Annotated in this window: 16 protein-coding genes; 13 read left to right on the plus strand and 3 right to left on the minus strand. The window is 72.5% G+C overall.

Features of this window, described 5'->3' with window-relative positions; genetic code table 11:
- Nucleotides 1-144: 144 nt before the first annotated feature.
- Entirely contained in the window at nt 145-1,140 is a 996-nt protein-coding gene (locus ACIP9H_RS31055) for a PHB depolymerase family esterase (protein WP_401594452.1), read from the plus strand.
- A gap of 15 nt (nt 1,141-1,155) precedes the next feature.
- Here the strand turns inward: ACIP9H_RS31055 and ACIP9H_RS31060 are convergent, their stop codons facing one another.
- Nucleotides 1,156-1,695, minus strand: coding sequence for a DUF1697 domain-containing protein (locus ACIP9H_RS31060; RefSeq protein ID WP_401594450.1), 540 nt, complete (start codon nt 1,693-1,695; stop codon nt 1,156-1,158).
- A gap of 102 nt (nt 1,696-1,797) precedes the next feature.
- Here ACIP9H_RS31060 and ACIP9H_RS31065 point away from each other — a divergent pair, with 102 nt between their 5' ends.
- From ACIP9H_RS31065 to ACIP9H_RS31120, 12 genes are all read left to right on the plus strand, one after another.
- Nucleotides 1,798-3,024 (plus strand): AAA family ATPase, encoded by a 1,227-nt coding sequence (locus ACIP9H_RS31065; protein ID WP_401594448.1) that lies wholly within the window; start codon nt 1,798-1,800, stop codon nt 3,022-3,024.
- An 11-nt stretch (nt 3,025-3,035) separates the two neighbouring features.
- On the plus strand, nt 3,036-3,440 hold the full coding sequence (locus ACIP9H_RS31070) for a nucleotide pyrophosphohydrolase (protein ID WP_401594446.1): 405 nt from the start codon (nt 3,036-3,038) through the stop codon (nt 3,438-3,440).
- A gap of 219 nt (nt 3,441-3,659) precedes the next feature.
- Nucleotides 3,660-4,121, plus strand: coding sequence for a DUF6099 family protein (locus ACIP9H_RS31075; protein ID WP_401594443.1), 462 nt, complete (start codon nt 3,660-3,662; stop codon nt 4,119-4,121).
- Nucleotides 4,122-4,287: 166 nt separating this feature from the next.
- Nucleotides 4,288-5,211 carry an LLM class F420-dependent oxidoreductase gene (locus ACIP9H_RS31080; RefSeq protein ID WP_401594441.1) on the plus strand — a complete coding sequence of 308 codons (924 nt, stop codon included), beginning with the start codon at nt 4,288-4,290 and terminating at the stop codon, nt 5,209-5,211.
- A gap of 47 nt (nt 5,212-5,258) precedes the next feature.
- Entirely contained in the window at nt 5,259-6,161 is a 903-nt protein-coding gene (gene mmuM, locus ACIP9H_RS31085) for a homocysteine S-methyltransferase (protein WP_401594438.1), read from the plus strand.
- 52 nt (nt 6,162-6,213) lie between these two features.
- Nucleotides 6,214-7,686 carry a 3' terminal RNA ribose 2'-O-methyltransferase Hen1 gene (locus ACIP9H_RS31090; protein ID WP_401594436.1) on the plus strand — a complete coding sequence of 491 codons (1,473 nt, stop codon included), beginning with the start codon at nt 6,214-6,216 and terminating at the stop codon, nt 7,684-7,686.
- The gene (locus ACIP9H_RS31095) at nt 7,683-10,229 is read left to right on the plus strand and encodes a polynucleotide kinase-phosphatase (protein ID WP_401962093.1); all 2,547 of its coding nucleotides are present in this window, start codon (nt 7,683-7,685) and stop codon (nt 10,227-10,229) included. Before ACIP9H_RS31090 ends, ACIP9H_RS31095 begins: the two co-directional genes overlap by 4 nt.
- A gap of 75 nt (nt 10,230-10,304) precedes the next feature.
- Entirely contained in the window at nt 10,305-11,528 is a 1,224-nt protein-coding gene (locus ACIP9H_RS31100) for an arginine deiminase (protein WP_401962096.1), read from the plus strand.
- A gap of 303 nt (nt 11,529-11,831) precedes the next feature.
- On the plus strand, nt 11,832-12,998 hold the full coding sequence (locus ACIP9H_RS31105) for an alanine--tRNA ligase-related protein (protein ID WP_401962219.1): 1,167 nt from the start codon (nt 11,832-11,834) through the stop codon (nt 12,996-12,998).
- Between the two features lie 239 nt (nt 12,999-13,237).
- On the plus strand, nt 13,238-14,263 hold the full coding sequence (argF, locus tag ACIP9H_RS31110; RefSeq protein ID WP_401962099.1) for an ornithine carbamoyltransferase: 1,026 nt from the start codon (nt 13,238-13,240) through the stop codon (nt 14,261-14,263).
- Nucleotides 14,264-14,339: 76 nt separating this feature from the next.
- Nucleotides 14,340-15,167: an enoyl-CoA hydratase family protein gene (locus tag ACIP9H_RS31115; RefSeq protein WP_360905766.1), complete on the plus strand. Its 828-nt coding sequence runs from the start codon at nt 14,340-14,342 to the stop codon at nt 15,165-15,167.
- 2 nt (nt 15,168-15,169) lie between these two features.
- Complete coding sequence (locus tag ACIP9H_RS31120; RefSeq protein ID WP_401962102.1) at nt 15,170-17,437, plus strand: bifunctional salicylyl-CoA 5-hydroxylase/oxidoreductase; 2,268 nt, start codon at nt 15,170-15,172, stop codon at nt 17,435-17,437.
- Nucleotides 17,438-17,443: 6 nt separating this feature from the next.
- On the opposite strand, the gene ACIP9H_RS31125 is transcribed toward ACIP9H_RS31120, so the two are convergent.
- Nucleotides 17,444-18,025, minus strand: a complete 582-nt coding sequence (locus tag ACIP9H_RS31125; protein WP_401594419.1) for a Uma2 family endonuclease — start codon at nt 18,023-18,025, stop codon at nt 17,444-17,446.
- A 95-nt stretch (nt 18,026-18,120) separates the two neighbouring features.
- Nucleotides 18,121-18,933 carry a PaaX family transcriptional regulator C-terminal domain-containing protein gene (locus ACIP9H_RS31130; protein ID WP_401962105.1) on the minus strand — a complete coding sequence of 271 codons (813 nt, stop codon included), beginning with the start codon at nt 18,931-18,933 and terminating at the stop codon, nt 18,121-18,123.
- Nucleotide 18,934: the final 1 nt, after the last annotated feature.

An 18,934-nucleotide genomic window follows, 5' to 3' on the forward strand; every position in this document is an offset into this window, starting at 1 on the left:
GTAGGGCGCGCCAGGTGTCGGCCCCCCGTCGAGCCGCGGGCGGACACCGTTCCTGACCGCGGCCCCGGACACCACGCCGGAGCCGCGCGCTGTGGTGCCCCGTCCCATGTCGCGCGAGGAACGGGGCACTTACCGTCCGACACCATGACCACTCACGCAGCAGCACATCGCACGGGCCGCCTGCGCGCGGTCCTGCTCGTCCTGGTCGCGGCGCTCGCCGCCGCCTTCCTGCCCTCCACCACCGCCAAGGCCGCGGGCACCATCGAGGAGGTAACCGGCTTCGGCAGCAACCCGGGCGCCCTGAGGATGTACCGGTACGTCCCCGCCGGGCTCCCCCAGGGGCGGCCCGTCGTCGTCGCGTTGCACGGCTGCACGCAGAACGCCCGCGACTACGGGACACAGAGCGGGTGGACGGCCCTCGCCGACCGGTGGGGCTTCTCCGTCGTCCTGCCCGGCCAGACCACGGCCAACAACATCAGCCAGTGCTTCGACTGGTTCCAGCCCGGGGACATCGCCCGCGGCCAGGGCGAGGCCGCGTCCATCCGGCAGATGACCGCTCGCCAGATCACCGACACGGCGGCCGATCCCACGCGTGTCTACGTGACCGGGCTGTCCGCGGGCGGCGGCATGACCGCGGTCATGATGGCCGCGTACCCGGACGTGTACGCGGCCGGAGGCGTCGTCGCCGGACTGCCCTACGGGTGCGCGCAGGCCGCGGGATCGCCCTATGTGTGCATGTACGTCGGTGCGACGCAGACGCCCCGGCAGTGGGGCGACCGGGTGCGCGCCGCCTACCCGGGGTACACCGGGCCGTGGCCGAGGCTGACGGTCTTCCAGGGAACGGCCGACTACACCGTCAAGCCCGTCAACATGGACGATCTGGTGCGGCAGTGGACGGACGTCCACGGCGCCGACCAGACCGCCGATGCGAGCGACACCGTCGCCGGCTTCCCGCACCGCACGTACAAGGACCCGTCCGGCGCGCCGGTGGCGGAGACCTACAGCATCACCGGCATGGGACACGGACAGCCTGTCGACCCCGGTACCGGCGCCGCCCAGTGCGGGACCGCCGCCCCCTATGTGCTCGATGTCAACCTCTGTGCCGCCGGACGGCTTGGACAGAGCTGGGGGCTGGGCTGATCGCCGCCGCCCGGGTCACTCCCCGGCCATCGCCGCCAGCTTGGTGACGGTGTTCCAGTTGCGGGCCGTGGCCGTCAGGCCCAGTCGCCTCTCCCAGAAGGCGTGCGAGAGGCGGGTCTTCTGCACACCGTCGGGACAGTGCACGTAGATCTCCCGTTCGCCCGGGCGGAAGTCGTCCGGGGCGAAGTCCGCCGGGTCGAGGCCGGCGATGCGGTCCGGGTCCACCTGGCTGGACAGGAAGGTGACGAGGAAGCGCGCCGGGTTGACGCCGGTCATGTCGAACGGATTGCGTTCGATCACCGTGCGCAATCCGGCCGCCTCGCGCACCACGCACGGCACGTCGCGGCCGAACTCGCCGCGGATCGCCTTCTCCAGCTCGCGGGCGAGTGTCACCGGATCGGCACGGTCGTGGTCGAACAGCGCGTTGCCGCTCTGGAGATGGGTGCGCACCCCCGTGCCGCCGATGCCCTCCAGCAGCACCCGCAGATCCTGCATGGGCAGCCTGGTCGTCGGCCCGACGTTGATCCCGCGCAGGAGCGCCACGTATCCGGTCACGACGCCACATTAACGACGGGCTCGCGAGAGGTACCCACTTTCGGAGGACCGGTGGCCCGGCGTAACGGTTCGGCACCCCGCGGCACCGATACGTTCGCGAGCATGAGCACGAACAGTCACCGGCCTTCCGTGACCGAGTTGCGGCTGTCCGCCTTCAAGTCGCACCGCGGCGCGAGCTTTCCCCTCGGCCCCCTCACCCTGCTCGCCGGGCCGAGCGGCTCGGGCAAGTCGAGCGTGCTGGAGGCGCTGGGCGTGCTCGGGCAGCTTGCCGCCGGGGAGGAACTGGAAGCGGTCTTCGACGGGGTGCGCGGAGGCGTTGCGGCCTGCGTGCCGGACGGCGCCCAGCCGGACGCCGAGGGCCGGCGCGGATTCCGCATCGGCTGCACGGTGCAGGGCCCCGTCGGTCCGGTGCAGCTCGATGTCGCCGTGCAGACCGAGCCCGAACTGCGCATCGTGGGGGAGCGGTTGGTCGGGGCCGGGGAGACACTGCTCTCCACGGCGCTGCGTGATCCCGGCCGCCGCCAGGTCCAGGCGGCCTGGCACACGGCGGGCCTCGTCCCGGTCACCAGGGCACCCCTTCCGGACGACCGGCTGGCCACCTCCCTGCTTCCGCTGCGCGTCGCGGGGACGACGGAGGGGCAGCGCCTGGTCCTGGCGGCGGCGGAGCAGGTCGTGCTGGCGCTGCGCGGGGTCTTCCCCGTCGATCCGCGTCCCCAGGGCATGCGGACTCCTGCCGCGGTGTCGGACGGGATGCTGCGGGGCGGCTGCGACAACCTTTCCGCGGTGCTGCGCCGCACGCAGGGCGAGTGCCGCACCCGGCACGCCGCGCTGGTGGGTGCCCTCCGAGAGGTGTGCAGGCCGCCCGTGGAAGGACTGACCGTGGTTCCGGGGGAGCGGCAGGAACCGGGCCCCGACAGCGTGCTCGCGGCGATCGACCGGGGGTCGGCCGGACTGGTGACGGTGGACCGGCTCGGTGACGGGGAGCTGCGCTTCCTGGCTCTGGCCCTGGTCCTGCTCACTGGCCCGGGAGTGCTGGAGGTCGACACCAGCGGCGAGGTGCCGGACGCGGTCCAGGTGCTGACCGTCCTCGCCGACGGCCTGGACGCGGGCCTGGACCGCGCGCAGTCCCGGAAACTGCTCGACCTCGCTCGGCAGGTGGCCGAGCGAGGTCACATCAGGCTGGTGGGAACGGTCCACGACGAGACGGTGGCGGAGGGCGCCGAGGGTGTCACGCTGCTGCGCCTCGGGGCCCCGGTGGAGGACCGGGAACGCGTCCCCGTCCAGGGAACGGGGCCGGACTCGGAGCGCACCGGCGCCGCGATGCGGTAGACCTTGCCGGTGTGACCGAGGATCTGCACGCCCTGCAGCGCCGGCTGGCCGCCTTCGCGGCGGCCCGGCACTGGGAGGGCTACCACACGCCGAAGAACCTGGCCGTGGCGCTGAGCGTCGAGGCGTCCGAGCTGCTGGAGATCTTCCAGTGGCTCACGCCCGAGGAGGCGGCCCGGGTGATGGAGGACCCGGAGAGCGCGCACCGGGTACGGGACGAGGCCGCGGACGTTCTCGCGTATCTGCTGCAGTTCTGCGAGGTGCTGGGGGTCGATCTCCTGGCCGCGCTCTCGGCGAAGATCGACAGGAACGAACGGCGCTTCCCGCTGCCGGCCGCCGCGTCGCGGGAGCCGGAACGGCCCGCGGTCGCCAAGCAGTCGCAGAGCGCGCCGCCGGCCGGGGAGGGGCTCGGCGGCTGAGGCGCCCGGGCCGTCCCGGCTCCCGCGACGCTGCTGTCCGCCCGCTGTCGGTGGCGCGCGTGGGACGGAGGCGGTCGCTGGATTTCCTCGATCGGGTGAGCGAGTTTTCCACAGGCGCGATGTTGTCCACAGTTCCGCACCGGGCCCTTTCGCCGAGGACCGTGATCCGTCACGCTGAGTGACACATCGGATTCTCAGGGTCTCAGGCGGAGGTGCGACATGGATGCGGTACGACTGATCCGGGCGACGCGGGACGCGCTGCGGGGCGGCGGGGCGGAACGCGATCTGATGGCCGAGGCATGGCAGGCCCAGGCGCTGACGCAGGCGATCGGCAGCCACCTCGCCCTGCACGGGCCCCCGGAGCTGCGCACACTCGGTTTCTGGGTGTGCGAGGCGAGCGGCCGGGCCTGCGGTTCGACGGGGCCGCCCGGCGCGGGCACCGGTTCCGGTCCGCTGCGGGCCGCGATACTCACCGAGGTCCGCGAGCCGGCGGACGCGCTGCGCGAACTGCGCCAGCTGCTGGCGGAACTCTGCATGGCCCTGGTGTCGGTCGCGTGCACGGCCGAGTCCGAGACCGAGTACTGGCAGTGCATCGAGGCGGTCGACGCCGCCGACGAGTCCAAGGACCGGGTCGGCGCCCTGCTGCGCGCGGTCGAGTCGTCACGGCGGCACAGCGCGTGATCCGAGGCGACGCGCGACCCGGATGCGTGGTGGTAGACGACAGGTATCGCCAACTCCCCTTCTCCTATGGGGAATCAGCAGACATTCACCTCGTCGGGGGCGCGGGTGCGGTGCCGGAGCCGCCGGTCGGCGATCACTTTCGCGGCACGGGGTGCAGGATGGAACCATGGATCTTCGAATCTTCACGGAGCCCCAGCAGGGGGCCACCTACGACACCCTTCTCACGGTCGCCAAGGCCACGGAGGAGCTCGGCTTCGACGCCTTCTTCCGCTCCGACCACTACCTGAAGATGGGCGGGGCGGACGGCCTTCCCGGACCCACGGACGCCTGGATCACCCTGGCCGGCCTCGCCCGCGAGACCTCCCGCATCAGGCTCGGCACGCTGATGACGGCCGCGACCTTCCGGCTGCCGGGCGTGCTCGCCATCGAGGTCGCGCAGGTGGACCAGATGTCCGGAGGGCGCGTCGAGCTGGGCATCGGGGCCGGGTGGTACGCGGAGGAGCACGCCGCGTACGGCATTCCGTTCCCGAAGGCGAAGTTCGCGCGCCTGGAGGAGCAGCTCGCTGTCATCACCGGCCTGTGGTCCACCCCCGTCGGGGAGACCTTCGACTTCGACGGCAAGCACTACACGCTCAAGGACTCGCCCGCGTTGCCCAAGCCGGCCCAGACCAAGGTGCCCGTGCTCATCGGCGGGCACGGCGCCGAGCGGACGCCGCAGCTCGCCGCCCGCTACGCCGACGAGTTCAATCTGCCCTTCGGATCGCTGGAGGACACGGCCCGGCAGTTCACCCGGGTGCGGAAGGCGGCCGAGGAGCACGGGCGCGGCAAGGACGACATCGTCTACTCCAACGCCCTGGTGGCGTGCGTCGGCAAGGACGATGCCGAGGTGGCACGCCGTGCCGCCGCCATCGGCCGCGAGGTCGACGAGCTCAAGGCCAACGGCCTGGCCGGTACGCCCGCCGAGGTCGTCGAAAAGATCCACCGCTACGCGGAACTCGGCGCGAGCCGCTTCTACCTCCAGATTCTCGACCTGTCCGACCTCGACCACCTGGAACTGATCGCCTCGGGCGTCCAGTCGCAGCTGGACTGACCGGGCATCGCCCCAGCACACCGCACCAGCAGGAAGGAGCACCCGCGATGTCCCTACCGACCAGGCCCTTGGCGCAGGCACTCGCCGAGGGGGCCGTGGTCCTCGACGGCGGCCTGTCCAACCAGCTCGCCGAACAGGGCTGCGACCTGTCCGGCGAGCTCTGGTCCGCCCGGCTGCTCGCCGACGACCCGGCGCAGATCGAGGCGGCCCACACGGCCTACGTCCGGGCGGGCGCGCGGGTGCTCATCACCTCCAGCTATCAGGCGACCTACGAGGGCTTCGCCCGGCAGGGCACGGGCCGGGACGCCGCAACCGGCCTGCTGCGGCGCAGCGTCGAACTCGCCAGGGCCGCCGCGGACCGGGTGGAGGAGGAGGTATGGGTGGCGGCGTCGGTCGGCCCGTACGGCGCGATGTGGGCGGACGGCAGCGAGTACCGCGGCCGCTACGGCCTGAGCGTCGCGGAACTGGAGCGTTTCCACCGCCCCCGGATCGAGACCCTGGCCGAGGCCGGGCCCGATGTCCTGGCGCTGGAGACCGTGCCGGACACCGATGAGGCCGAGGCGATGCTGCGCGCGGCCGACGGACTCGGTGTGCCCGTGTGGCTCACCTACACCGTCGAGGGGAACGCGACCCGTGCCGGCCAGCCGCTGGAGGAGGCCTTCGGGATCGCCGCCGGCAGCGACGCCGTCATCGGTGTCGGCGTCAACTGCTGCTCGCCGGCGGACGCGGACCGGGCGGTGGAGACGGCGGCAGCGTCGGGCACACCCGTCGTGGTGTATCCCAACAGCGGTGAGACATGGGACGCGACGGACCGTGCCTGGTACGGCGGTTCGTCCTTCGACCCGGAGCGGATACGCGACTGGGAGAAGGCCGGGGCCCGTCTCATCGGCGGGTGCTGCCGGGTCGGTCCCGGCGCGATATCCGCCCTGGCTGCTGCCCTCGGCCGCTGACCTTCCGGAAAACCGCTGGTAGGGGCGGGCGTGGCACGGTGATACTCGGGTGGTGTTCCTGACGATATCGACCACCGGCAGCAGTGCCGCGCCCGCGACGGACCTCGGCTTCCTGCTGCACAAGCACCCGGAGAAGACCCAGGTCTTCTCGACCTCCTACGGCGACGCCCATGTGTTCTACCCCGAGGCGTCCGAGCAACGCTGCACTGCGGCAATGCTCCTGGAGGTCGATCCCGTCGCGCTGGTGCGGCGGGGCAAAGGCAAGGGCCGCGGCGGCGCACCCGACTCCGCGCTCGCGCAGTACGTCAACGACCGTCCGTACGCGGCGTCGTCGCTGCTCGCGGTCGCCTTGCGCACCGTCTTCGCCAGCGCGCTCAGGGGCGTGTGCGACGCGCGTCCCGAGCGCGCGGCGAACCCGCTGCCACTGCGGATCGGCATCCCGGCCGTTCCGGCGCGCGGTGGCGCCGCCCTGGTACGGCGGCTGTTCGAGCCGCTGGGTTGGACGGTCGAGGCGGAACCGGTCGCGCTGGACGCGCAGTTCCCCGCCTGGGGCGACTCGCGGTACGTACGGCTGGTGCTGGAGGGCGAACTGCGGCTCGCCGAGGCGCTGCGTCATCTGTACGTGCTGCTGCCGGTGCTGGACGACGCCAAGCACTACTGGGTGTCGCCCGACGAGGTCGACAAGCTGCTGCGGATGGGGGAGGGCTGGCTCGCCGGACACCCGGAGCAGCGGCTGATCACCAGCCGCTACCTCGCCCGGCGCTGGTCGCTGACCCGGCAGGCCATGGACCGGCTGGAGCTGGCGCGGCTGGCCGAGGCCGACGACAGCGAGCCCGAGGCACTGGACAACGCCGTGGACGAGGAGGTGGACACCGAGGAGAAGCCGGTTCCGCTGGCCGTGCAGCGGCGCGAGGCGATCCTGACGGCGCTGCGCGCCGCCGGCGCCGCCCGTGTCCTGGACCTCGGCTGCGGGCAGGGGCAGCTGGTCGGCGAGCTGCTGAAGGACGCGCGCTTCACCGAGATCGTCGGCGTCGACGTGTCGATGCGGGCGCTCGGCGAGGCGACACGGCGACTGCGCCTGGACCGTATGGGCGACCGCCGGGCCGCGCGTGTGCGCCTGATGCAGGGCTCGCTCGCGTACACCGACACCCGGCTCAAGGGGTACGACGCCGCGGTCCTCAGTGAGGTCGTCGAGCACCTGGACCTGCCGCGGCTGCCGGCCCTGGAGTACGCGGTCTTCGGCACGGCACGGCCCACGACGGTGGTCGTGACCACGCCGAACGTCGAGTACAACGTGCGCTGGGAGACGCTGCCGGCCGGACACGTCCGGCACGCCGACCACCGCTTCGAGTGGACCCGCGAGGAGTTCCGCACCTGGGCCGGGGAGGTGGCGCGGCGGCACGGGTACGAGGTCCGCCACGTTCCCGTCGGGCCGGACGACCCCGAGGTCGGCCCGCCCACCCAGATGGCAGTTTTCACCACGGCCACGACCGTGACCACGACCCCGAAGGAGGCGGTGGCATGACCGGCAAGCGCACCCTGCCCGTGACCGACCTGTCCCTCGTGGTCCTGATCGGCACCACCGGCTCGGGCAAGTCCACCTTCGCCCGGCGCCACTTCAAGCCCACGGAGGTGATCTCCTCCGACTTCTGCCGCGGCCTGGTCAGCGACGACGAGAACGACCAGAGCGCCACCGGCGACGCCTTCGACATCCTGCACTACATCGCGGGCAAGCGGCTGGCCGCCGGCCGGCTCACCGTCGTCGACGCCACGAGCGTCCAGCAGGAGAGCCGGCGCCAACTGGTCCGGCTCGCCCGGGAGTACGACGTCCTGCCCATCGCGATCGTCCTGGACGTCCCCGAGCAGGTCTGCATCGAGCGCAACGCCACCCGGCCCGACCGCGCCCATCTGCCGCGGCACGTCGTACAGCGCCAGCAGCGCGAACTGCGGCGCTCCCTGCGGCAACTGGAGCGCGAGGGCTTCCGCAAGGTGCACATCCTGCGCGGCGTCGAGGAGGTCGACGCGGCCGAAATCGTCCTGGAGCGCCGCTTCAACGACAAGCGCGAGCTCACCGGCCCGTTCGACATCATCGGCGACGTCCACGGTTGCAGCTCCGAGCTGGAGACCCTGCTCGGCAAGCTCGGCTATGCCGACGGCGTGCACCCCGAGGGCCGCACCGCGGTCTTCGTCGGCGACCTCGTCGACCGGGGACCCGACAGCCCGGGCGTGCTGCGCCGCGTCATGGGCATGGTCGCCTCCGGCAGCGCCCTGTGCGTCCCGGGCAACCACGAGAACAAGCTCGGCCGCTATCTCAAGGGCAAGAAGGTCCAGCACACCCACGGACTCGCGGAGACGATCGAGCAGCTGGAGAAGGAGGACGCGAAGGACCCCGCCTTCCGGGAGCAGGTCCGGGAGTTCATCGAGGGACTGGTCAGCCACTACGTCCTCGACGGCGGCAAGCTGGTGGTCTGCCACGCCGGCCTGCCCGAGAAGTACCACGGCCGCACCTCCGGCCGGGTGCGCTCGCACGCCCTCTACGGCGACACCACCGGCGAGACCGACGAGTTCGGTCTGCCCGTGCGCTATCCGTGGGCCGAGGACTACCGCGGCCGTGCCACGGTCGTCTACGGCCACACGCCGGTGCCGGACACCTCGTGGATCAACAACACGATCTGCCTGGACACCGGCGCGGTGTTCGGCGGCCGGATGACGGCCATGCGCTGGCCCGAGCGGGAGATCGTCGACGTGCCCGCTGAGCGGGTCTGGTACGAGCCGGCCAAGCCGCTGGCCGCCGAGGCCCCCGGCGGCCACGACGGGCGCCCGCTGGCGCTGGCGGACGTCACCGGCCGCCGCATCGTGGAGACCGCGCACCACGGCCGGGTCGCCGTCCGCGAGGAGAACGCGGCGGCCGCGCTGGAGGTCATGAGCCGGTTCGCGGTCGACCCGCGCCTGCTGGCGTACCTGCCGCCCACGATGTCGCCGTGCGCGACCTCGCAGGTCGAGGGGTACCTGGAGCACCCGCACGAGGCGTTCGCCGCCTACCGCGAGGACGGCGTGCGCGAGGTGCTGTGCGAGGAGAAGCACATGGGCTCCCGCGCGGTGGCCCTGGTCTGCCGCGACGCCGAGGCGGCCCGTGCCCGCTTCGGGGTGGCCGACGGCGTCACCGGCACCCTGCACACCCGCACCGGCCGGCCGTTCTTCGACGACCCGGCCGTCACGGAGGCGGTGCTCGACCGGCTGAGGACCGCCGTCACCGCCGCCGGCCTGTGGGACGAGTTCGGCACCGACTGGCTGCTGCTCGACGCCGAGCTGCTGCCCTGGTCGCTGAAGGCCTCGGGTCTGCTGCGCAAGCAGTACGCCGCCGTGGGCGCCGCCTCCGGCGCCGCCTTCCCGGAGGCGCTCGCCGCACTGGAGGCAGCGGCGGCGCGCGGCAGCGACGTGACCGGGCTGCTGGACCGGCAGCGCGAGCGCGCCGCGGACGCCGCGGCCTTCACCGAGGCGTACCGGCGCTACTGCTGGACGACCGAGGGACTGGACGGGGTGCGTCTCGCGCCGTTCCAGATCCTGGCCGCCGAGGGCCGGAGCCTGGCCGCGCTGCCGCACGACGAACAGCTCGCGCTGATCGACCGGCTCGTCGCGGGCGACCCGACGGGCCTGCTGCGGGAGACCCGGCGGATGCTGGTGGACACCGGCGACGAGGAGTCGGTGGCCGCGGGCACCCGCTGGTGGCTGGAGATGACGGAGGCCGGCGGCGAGGGCATGGTCGTCAAGCCGCTGCGGGCGCTGCTGCGCACCGAGGACGGCAACCGGCTGGTGCAGCCCGGCATCAAGTGCCGCGGCAGGGAGTACCTGCGGATCATCTACGGTCCCGAGTACACCCGGCCCGACCAGCTGGCCCGTCTGCGCTCCAGGGCGCTCGGCCACAAGCGCTCGCTCGCGCTGCGCGAGTACGCCCTCGGCCTGGAGGCGCTGGACCGGACCGCGGCGGGTGAGCCGCTGTGGCGGGTGCACGAGGCGGTGTTCGCCGTCCTGGCGCTGGAGTCGGAGCCGGTGGACCCCCGGCTGTGACGGACGAGGGGCGGGCACAGGAGTGCCCGCCCCTCCCAGGCGGTAAACCCCGGCCAAGTGGGAATGTCTAGCCCCATGGCATTCCATGTGGACTCCGAGGCCGGGCGGCTGCGCAGCGTCATCCTCCACCGCCCGGGCCTGGAGCTGAAGAGGCTCACGCCGTCGAACAAGGACGCCCTGCTCTTCGACGACGTCCTGTGGGTGCGCCGGGCGCGCGCCGAGCACGACGGCTTCGCCGACGTGCTGCGCGACCGGGGGGTGACGGTCCACCTCTTCGGGGACCTGCTGTGCGAGTCGCTGGCCCTCCCCGAGGCCCGGCGCCTGGTCCTCGACCGGGTCTTCGACGAGAAGGAGTACGGGCCGGTCGTCACCGACCATCTGCGGGCCGCCTTCGAGGAGCTGACCGCCGCCGAGCTGACCGAGGCGCTGGTGGGCGGCATGACCAAGCGGGAGTTCCTGGCCCGGTTCGCCGAGCCGACCTCGGTGCGCTTCCACGTCATGGAGCTGGACGACTTCCTGCTCAATCCGCTGCCGAACCACATCTTCACCCGGGACACCTCCGCCTGGGTGTACGACGGTGTGAGTATCAACGCGATGCGCTGGCCCGCCCGCTGGCACGAGACCGTCCACTACGAGGCGGTCTACCGGCACCACCCGCTCTTCGCCGGCGCGGGCTTCCATGTGTGGTCGGAGGGCCAGGCGGCCTACCCCTCCACCATCGAGGGCGGCGACGTGCTGGTGATCGGCAACGGCGCCGCGCTGATCGGCATGAGCGAGCGCACCACTCCGCAGGCCGTGGAGATGCTGGCGCAGCGGCTGTTCGCCGCCGGTTCGGCGACCAGCATCGTGGCGCTCGACATGCCCAAGCGGCGGGCCTTCATGCACCTGGACACCGTGATGACCATGGTGGACGGCGACACCTTCACCAAGTACGCGGGGCTGGGCATGCTGCGCTCGTACACCATCGAGCCCGGTGCGGGGGAGCGTGACCTGAAGGTCACCGACCACCCGCCGGAGCACATGCACCGCGCGATCGCCGCGGCCCTGGGCCTGGACGACATCCGGGTCCTCACCGCCACCCAGGACGTGCACTCCGCGGAGCGCGAGCAGTGGGACGACGGGTGCAATGTGCTGGCGGTGGAGCCCGGGGTGGTCCTGGCGTACGAGCGCAACAGCACCACCAACACCTTCCTGCGCAAGCGCGGCATCGAGGTGATCGAGATCCCCGGGAGCGAGCTGGGCCGGGGGCGTGGCGGTCCGCGCTGCATGAGCTGTCCCGTCGAGCGCGACGCCGTGTGACGCCTCGGTGACGACGTGGCGGTGACCTGACGCCGCGGCCGGTAAATCGTGTGCCCCGTGGGCACCGGTGGGGTTACCCTCGCCCCATGAACGTCATGGGCCGAAGCACCACCGCGACCGCGCGAGCGACCAGCTCGCCGGTTGCCGCCGCCTGACGTACGTCCTGCTTCCACCGGCGACCGGAAACGGTCCGCCGCTGGCTCCATGGCTTCCCCGCCCCGGTTCCGACGATCGTGCGGACTGTTGTCCGGTGCCTCCCCGCTGCACACGCGAAGGAGTCATCCCATGCACACCGACCGGATCATGAGCACCGAACAGATCGTCCGCACGTTCCTCGAGTACTACGAGGAGCGCGGCCATCGCCGGATCACCGGCTCGACCCTGCTGCCGCCGCCCGGGGACCCGGTGCTGTTCACCACTTCGGGCATGCATCCGCTCACCCCGTACCTCGAAGGGCGCCCGCACCCGCTCGGCAGGCGACTGGTCAACCTGCAGCGCTGCCTGCGCACCACGGACCTCGAAGAGGTCGGCGACAGCACGCATCTGACGGTCTTCGAGATGCTCGGCACCTGGTCGCTGGGCGACTACGAGGGCCCGTCGAGCCTCGAGTGGGGCTACGGACTGCTCACCGAGGGGTTCGGCATCGATCCGGGCCTGCTCCATGCCACGGTCTTCGCCGGCGACGAACGGACCGGCCCGGACACCGCCTCCCTGGAGGTCTGGCAGGGGCACGGGGTGCCGGTGGAGCTCACCGTCGAGGACAACTGGTGGTCCAACGGGCCGACCGGCCCGTGCGGTCCCGACTCGGAGATCTTCCTGTGGACCGGCGACACCCCGCCGCGGTCCACGCCGACCGGGGACGACCGCTGGGTGGAGGTGTGGAACCACGTGATGATGCGGCACCGGCGGCTCGCCGACGGTTCGCTCGTGCCGCTCCCTCAGCGCAATGTCGACACCGGCCTCGGCCTGGAACGGCTGGCCTCGCTGCTGCAGGGGCGGTCGTCGGTGTTCGAGTGCGACGTCTTCGATCCCTGGCGCCGTGTCCTCCCGGCCCTGTGGCGGCTGGACGAACCGTCGATGCGGCTGGCCTACGACCATCTGCGCTCGGCCGTGGTGGTGATCGGCGACGGGACGCTCCCGGGCAACACCGGTCGCGGCTATGTGCTGCGCCGGCTGATCCGGCGGGTGCTCACCGTGCTGCGGCGGGACGATCCGTCGCGCAGCCTGGGCGACCTGCCGGACGAGCCGGTCCGGCACACGCTGGAGCACTTCCGGCAGGACATGGACGGGGACACCGTGCGCCGGGTGCTGCTGGATGAGGAGCGGCGCTTCGGCCGGCTGCTGGAGCGCGGCCGGCAGGTGCTGGCCCGCCCCCGGTTCCGCGGCCCGCTGGGCGAGGAGGACTTCCGCTACCTCCACGACACCCACGGCCTGCCGCGCGACCTCGTCCTGGGCCTCCGGCAGGAGTGACGGCCCGGGTCGCGGCGGCGCATCCGGGTGGGTGGTCCCGCGGCGGGGAGGATGTGACCCGGCACGCCCTTCGGCGCGGCCGATGCCGTGCCGACACGAGAGGGGGCACGCCGGGTCACAGTGGTGTCACCCACTCTTCATCGCGAGACTCTGTATAAACATGCGAATTTACGTATAGACTTCCATGTCAGCGATGTACGCGTGTTCGGCGCCCGGCCGACGACGACCTAGGAGCCCCCATGGCCATCGACCTCACCGGTCGCCCCTTCCTCAAGGAGCTGGACTTCGCCCCCGAGGAGTTCCGCGGCCTGGTGGAGCTGGCGGGCGAGCTGAAGGCGGCCAAGAAGGCGGGCGCCGAGGTGCGGCGGCTGGCGGGCCGGAACATCGCGCTGATCTTCGAGAAGACCTCGACCCGCACCCGTTGCGCCTTCGAGGTCGCCGCCGCGGACCAGGGCGCCGCCACGACCTATCTGGACCCCGCCGGTTCCCAGCTCGGCCACAAGGAGTCGGTCAAGGACACCGCCCGCGTGCTGGGCCGCATGTTCGACGGCATCGAGTACCGCGGCACCGGCCAGGAGGTCGTCGAGGAACTGGCCGCGCACGCGGGGGTCCCGGTGTGGAACGGGCTCACCGACCAGTGGCACCCGACGCAGATGCTCGCCGACGTCCTCACCATGACCGAGCACTCCGGCCGCCGGGCCGGCGACGCGGCCGGCATCGCGTACGCCTACCTCGGCGACGCGCGCTCCAACATGGGCAACTCCCTGCTGGTCACCGGCGCCCTGCTGGGCATGGACGTGCGCATCGCGGCCCCGAAGGGCCTGTGGCCGGACGCGTCGGTGGTCGCCGAGGCGCACCGTCTGGCCGCCGCCACCGGCGCACGTGTCACGCTCACCGAGGACGTCGCCGAGGGTGTGGCCGGCGCGGGGTTCGTCCACACCGACGTCTGGGTCTCGATGGGCGAACCCAAGGAGGTCTGGGACGAGCGCATCGCGCTGCTCGCCCCCTACGCGGTGACCGCGGACGTCCTGCGCGCGACGGGCCGTGCGGACGTGAAGTTCATGCACTGCCTGCCGGCCTTCCACGACCTCGGCACGAAGGTGGGCCGGGAGATCCACGAGCGGCACGGGCTGACCTCCCTGGAGGTCACCGACGAGGTCTTCGAGTCGCCGCAGTCGGTCGTCTTCGATCAGGCCGAGAACCGCATGCACACCATCAAGGCGGTCCTCGTCGCCACCCTCGGGGGCACCACGTCTATCGCGTAGTCGTGACGGCAGTCACGGATGAGTGATAACTTCGCGGTGAAGGCAGTCTGCCTCCCCCGCGAAGGAGGACGTGCCCATGAGCCCCTACCGAGGCTCCGCAGGCCGCACCGAGGAATGGCGGCACCTGCGGGTGGACCGGGCCGACGGCATCGTCACCGTCACCCTCGACCGTCCCGACCGGCTCAACGCGCTCACCTTCGGCGCCTACGCCGATCTGCGCGACCTGCTCACCGAACTGCCGCACGACGGCGACACCCGCGTCCTGGTGCTCGCCGGAGCCGGGCGCGGCTTCTGCTCCGGCGGCGACGTGGACGAGATCATCGGCGCGACCCTCGCCATGGGCGCGGGCCAGCTGCTGGACTTCACCCGGATGACCGGGCAGGTCGTCAGGGCCATCCGTGAGGCGCCCTTCCCGGTGATCGCGGCGGTGCACGGCGTCGCGGCGGGCGCCGGGTCCGTCATCGCCCTCGCCTCGGACTTCCGGGTGGTCGAGCGCTCCGCCCGCTTCGCCTTCCTCTTCACCAAGGTGGGCCTCGCCGGAGCCGACATGGGCGCCGCCTATCTGCTGCCCCGCATGGTGGGCCTCGGTCACGCCACCCGGCTGCTCATGCTCGGCGACACCGTCGGCGCCGCCGAGGCCGACCGCATCGGCCTGGTCAGCGAACTCGTCGACGACGGGCAGGCCGACGCGAGCGCCGCCGCCCTCGCCAAACGCCTGGCCGCCGGGCCCGCGCTGGCGTACCAGCAGACCAAGGCGCTGCTCACCGCCGAACTCGACATGCCGCTGGCCGCCGCCGTCGAGATGGACGCCGCCACCCAGGCGCTGCTGATGACCAGCGCCGACTACGCCGAGTTCCACGCGGCGTTCACCGAGAAGCGCAGCCCCAACTGGAAGGGCCGCTAGCCGTGCGCGTGGCCATCATCGGCGGCGGCCCCGGCGGTCTGTACGCGGCCGCGCTGCTCAAGCGCCTCGACCCCGAGCGGGACATCACCGTCTGGGAACGCGGCGCGCCGCAGGACACCTTCGGGTTCGGTGTCGTGCTGTCCGACGAGACACTCGGCGGCATCGAGCACGCCGACCCGGTCGTCTTCCGCGCCCTGGAGGGCGAGTTCACCCGCTGGGACAACATCGACGTCCACCACCGCGGCCGCGTCGTGACCTCCGGCGGCCACGGCTTCGCGGCCGTGGACCGGCGCCGGCTGCTCACGATCCTGCACGACCGCTGCCGCGCCCTCGGCGTGACGGTCCGCAGCCGCGAACTCGCCCCAGCGGCTGCGGAACTGGCCGCCGCCCACGACCTCGTCGTCGCCGCCGACGGCGCCAACAGCGCCACCCGCGGCGCCCACGCCGCCACCTTCCGCCCGGCCCTGACCGGCCACGGCTGCCGCTACATCTGGCTCGCCACCGACCTCGCGCTGGACGCCTTCCGCTTCGAGATCGTGGAGACCGAGCACGGGATCATGCAGGCCCACGGCTACCCGTACCGGCCGGACGCTGCCACGTTCATCGTCGAGATGCGCGAGGACGTGTGGCGCCGCGCGGGCCTGGACCGCGCGGACGAGACGGAGTCCATCGCCCGCTGCGAGAAGATCTTCGCCGACGCGCTCCGCGGCCACTCCCTGCGCGGCAACCGCTCCCGCTGGGGCGCCTTCACCACGGTCGTCAACGAGCGCTGGCACCACGAGAACATCGTGCTGCTGGGTGACGCCGCGCACACCGCCCACTTCTCCATCGGCTCCGGCACCAAACTCGCCATGGAGGATGCCCTCGCGCTCGCCGCGTCGCTGCGCGAACAGCCGGACATCCCCCGCGCCTTGGCCGCGTACGAGGCCGAGCGGCGGCCTGTCGTCGCCAGCACCCAGCGGGCGGCCCGGGCGAGCCTCGAGTGGTTTGAGCACCTGGAGCAGTACGCGGCCCAGCCGCCGCGGCAGTTCGCGTTCAACCTGCTCACCCGCAGCCGCCGCGTCACCCACGACAATCTCCGGCTGCGCGACGCGGACTTCGCCGCCGCCGTGGAACGGGACTTCGGCACGGACCCGGACACCCCGCCGATGTTCACCCCGTTCACCCTGCGCGGGCTGACCCTGCGCAATCGCGTCGTCGTCTCCCCGATGGACATGTACTCCGCCGCCGACGGCGTCCCCGGCGACTTCCACCTCGTCCACCTGGGCGCCCGGGCCCTGGGCGGTGCGGGCCTGGTCATGACCGAGATGGTCTGCGTCAGCCCCGAGGGCCGCATCACCCCCGGCTGCGCGGGCCTGTGGAACGACGAGCAGGAGGCGGCCTGGCGCCGCGTCACCGACTTCGTCCACACCCAGCCCGGGGCAGCGGTCGGCCTCCAGCTCGGCCACAGCGGCCGCAAGGGCTCCACACGCCTGATGTGGGAGGGCATCGACCAGCCACTCCCGTACGGCAACTGGGCACTGGCCGCGCCCTCCCCGCTGCCGTACCGCCCCGGCACCAGCCAGATCCCGCACGCCCTGGACGCCGGCGGACTCGCCCGCATCCGCGAGGAGTTCACCGAGTCCGCGCGGCGCGGCGCCCGGGCCGGCTTCGACCTGCTGGAACTCCACTGCGCCCACGGCTATCTGCTCTCCGGCTTCCTCTCCCCGCTCACCAACCGCCGCACCGACGCCTACGGCCGGGGCCTGGCCGGGCGGCTGCGCTTCCCGCTGGAGGTCTTCGACGCCGTCCGCGAGGTCTGGCCCGCCGACCGGCCCATGACGGTGCGCATCTCCGCCACCGACTGGGCCGAGGGCGGCACCACCGCCGAGGACGCCGTGGAGATCGCGCGGGCCTTCGCCGACCACGGCGCCGACGCCATCGACGTCTCCACCGGCCAGGTCGTCCCCGACGAGCGGCCGGACTTCGGCCGCTCCTACCAGACCCCGTTCGCCGACCGCATCCGCAACGAACTCGGCGTCCCCGTCATCGCCGTCGGCGCCATCTCCTCCTGGGACGACGTCAACTCCCTGCTCCTCGCGGGCCGCGCGGACCTGTGCGCACTGGCCCGCCCGCATCTGTACGACCCGCACTGGACCCTGCACGCCGCCGCCGAGCAGGGCTACACCGGCCCGGGCGCGCCCTGGCCGCTGCCGTACCAGGCGGGCAGCCGCAAGCCGCCCACGGGACGTACGGACGCGCCGAGGCCCCGCCTGACGCTCGACGGGTGAGGGGCGTCAGGCGAAGACGGAGGTGTCCAGGGAGAACGCGAACGGCTCGGGCAGGTCGAGTGTTTTGCCGAACAGGACGCGGATGTCCTGGCGGTAGTCCCCGGCGTCCGGCTCGCTGTAGAGGGCGACGGTGCCCTCGGTGCGGTCCACCAGGAGGCAGAAGGGGATCCCGGCCGCGGCGTAGCCGCGCCGCTTCGGGCCGCGGTCCTTGTCCGGGCGGGTCGACGTCACCTCGGCGGTCATCACGACGCCCTCGGGGACGGCCCATGACTCCTTGCCGGCGAACAGTCCCTCGGGACCCACCGTCAGATCCGGGATGAAGCGGCCTGCCGGAGTGATGAGCCCTCTGGTCCCGGACGCGTAGAAGTCGGCGGGGGACTTGCGGATCATCTGGCGGACGAAGCGTCCCAGGATGTCCTCGTGGTCTCCGTCGGACGGCGGGGTCACGACGATCTCCCCCTCGATGAGCTCGGCGCGGTAACCCTCGGGCACCGTGAGGTCGAGGAAGGCGCCGAGAACGGCGTCACCGCCGGAGTCCGAGCGTTCGGTCGCGGGCAGTGCCATCTCGCGTACCTCCTCGATCGTCATGGTTCCGCTCCGGTGCGGTCAGGTTATGCCGCCCGATGAAGGCAGGCGGTGCATCCGTTCCCACGATCACCCGCGGCGCCGGTCACGTCATGCGATCAGCGGACCGCCAGGAACGCCGCCCCTGCGTCCCGGAGCCGGTCGTGCAGGTCGTGGAAGACCGCGGCGCTCCTGCCGCCGGGCCAGTCGCCGGGCAGCAGGGCGGAGGGAAGGCCGGGGTCGGCGTAGGGCAGCCGGCGCCATGAGTCGAGGGCGCGGAGGTAGTCGGCGAAGGCGTCCTGGGCGGGGGTGGTGCGGCGGGCGGCCCAGCGGCGCAGGACGGGCTCGTGGGCGTCGAGGAAGGCGAGGTGGAGCTTGGCGATGCCGTCCAGGTCCCACCAGCGGCGCACCGCGGATGCGGTCGGCTCGAATCCCAGGTGGGTGCCCGTGAAGAGGTCCACGTACGTGTCCAGGCCGAGCCGGCGCAGGGTGTGCCCGGCCTCGTCGTACAGGCGGGCGGGGGCGATCCACACGCCGGGCGCGGCGGTGCCGAAGCCGAGGCGGGCCAGCCGGGAGCGCAGCAGATGGCGCTTGTGGCGCTCGCTCTCGGGGACCGAGAAGACCGCGAGCACCCAACTCTCCCCGACCGCCTCGTCGTCCGGGCGGCCGTAGATGCGCCGATCGCCGTCGGCGAGCAGCTGCCGTGCGTCGTCGGAGAGGGCGTACCCGGCGGCCCCGTCGACGCGGTCCGGCGCGAGCAGGCCGCGCCGCTTGAGCCGGGAGACCGCGGAGCGGACCGACTGCGGGTCGACGTCGAGCGCGCCCATGAGCCGGATCAGTTCGGCGACCGGGATGCGGCCGTCCCACTCCCCGGTCCGCCCGTAGGCGCCGAAGTAGGTCACGATCAGCGAACTGGGGGTGTGCTCGGTCACG

Origin of the sequence: Streptomyces sp. NPDC088732, assembly GCF_044751205.1 — a bacterium.
Lineage (GTDB): Bacteria > Actinomycetota > Actinomycetes > Streptomycetales > Streptomycetaceae > Actinacidiphila.

Excerpts from the sequence above, each read along its gene's own strand:
- ACIP9H_RS31055 (WP_401594452.1), top strand. The coding sequence starts at position 145 with ATGACCACTCACGCAGCAGCACATCGCACGGGCCGCCTGCGCGCGGTC.
- ACIP9H_RS31065 (WP_401594448.1), top strand. The coding sequence starts at position 1,798 with ATGAGCACGAACAGTCACCGGCCTTCCGTGACCGAGTTGCGGCTGTCC.
- ACIP9H_RS31075 (WP_401594443.1), top strand. The coding sequence starts at position 3,660 with ATGGATGCGGTACGACTGATCCGGGCGACGCGGGACGCGCTGCGGGGC.
- ACIP9H_RS31080 (WP_401594441.1), top strand. The coding sequence starts at position 4,288 with ATGGATCTTCGAATCTTCACGGAGCCCCAGCAGGGGGCCACCTACGAC.
- mmuM (WP_401594438.1), top strand. The coding sequence starts at position 5,259 with ATGTCCCTACCGACCAGGCCCTTGGCGCAGGCACTCGCCGAGGGGGCC.
- ACIP9H_RS31095 (WP_401962093.1), top strand. The coding sequence starts at position 7,683 with ATGACCGGCAAGCGCACCCTGCCCGTGACCGACCTGTCCCTCGTGGTC.
- ACIP9H_RS31100 (WP_401962096.1), top strand. The coding sequence starts at position 10,305 with ATGGCATTCCATGTGGACTCCGAGGCCGGGCGGCTGCGCAGCGTCATC.
- ACIP9H_RS31105 (WP_401962219.1), top strand. The coding sequence starts at position 11,832 with ATGAGCACCGAACAGATCGTCCGCACGTTCCTCGAGTACTACGAGGAG.
- argF (WP_401962099.1), top strand. The coding sequence starts at position 13,238 with ATGGCCATCGACCTCACCGGTCGCCCCTTCCTCAAGGAGCTGGACTTC.
- ACIP9H_RS31115 (WP_360905766.1), top strand. The coding sequence starts at position 14,340 with ATGAGCCCCTACCGAGGCTCCGCAGGCCGCACCGAGGAATGGCGGCAC.
- ACIP9H_RS31125 (WP_401594419.1), bottom strand. The coding sequence starts at position 18,025 with ATGACGATCGAGGAGGTACGCGAGATGGCACTGCCCGCGACCGAACGC.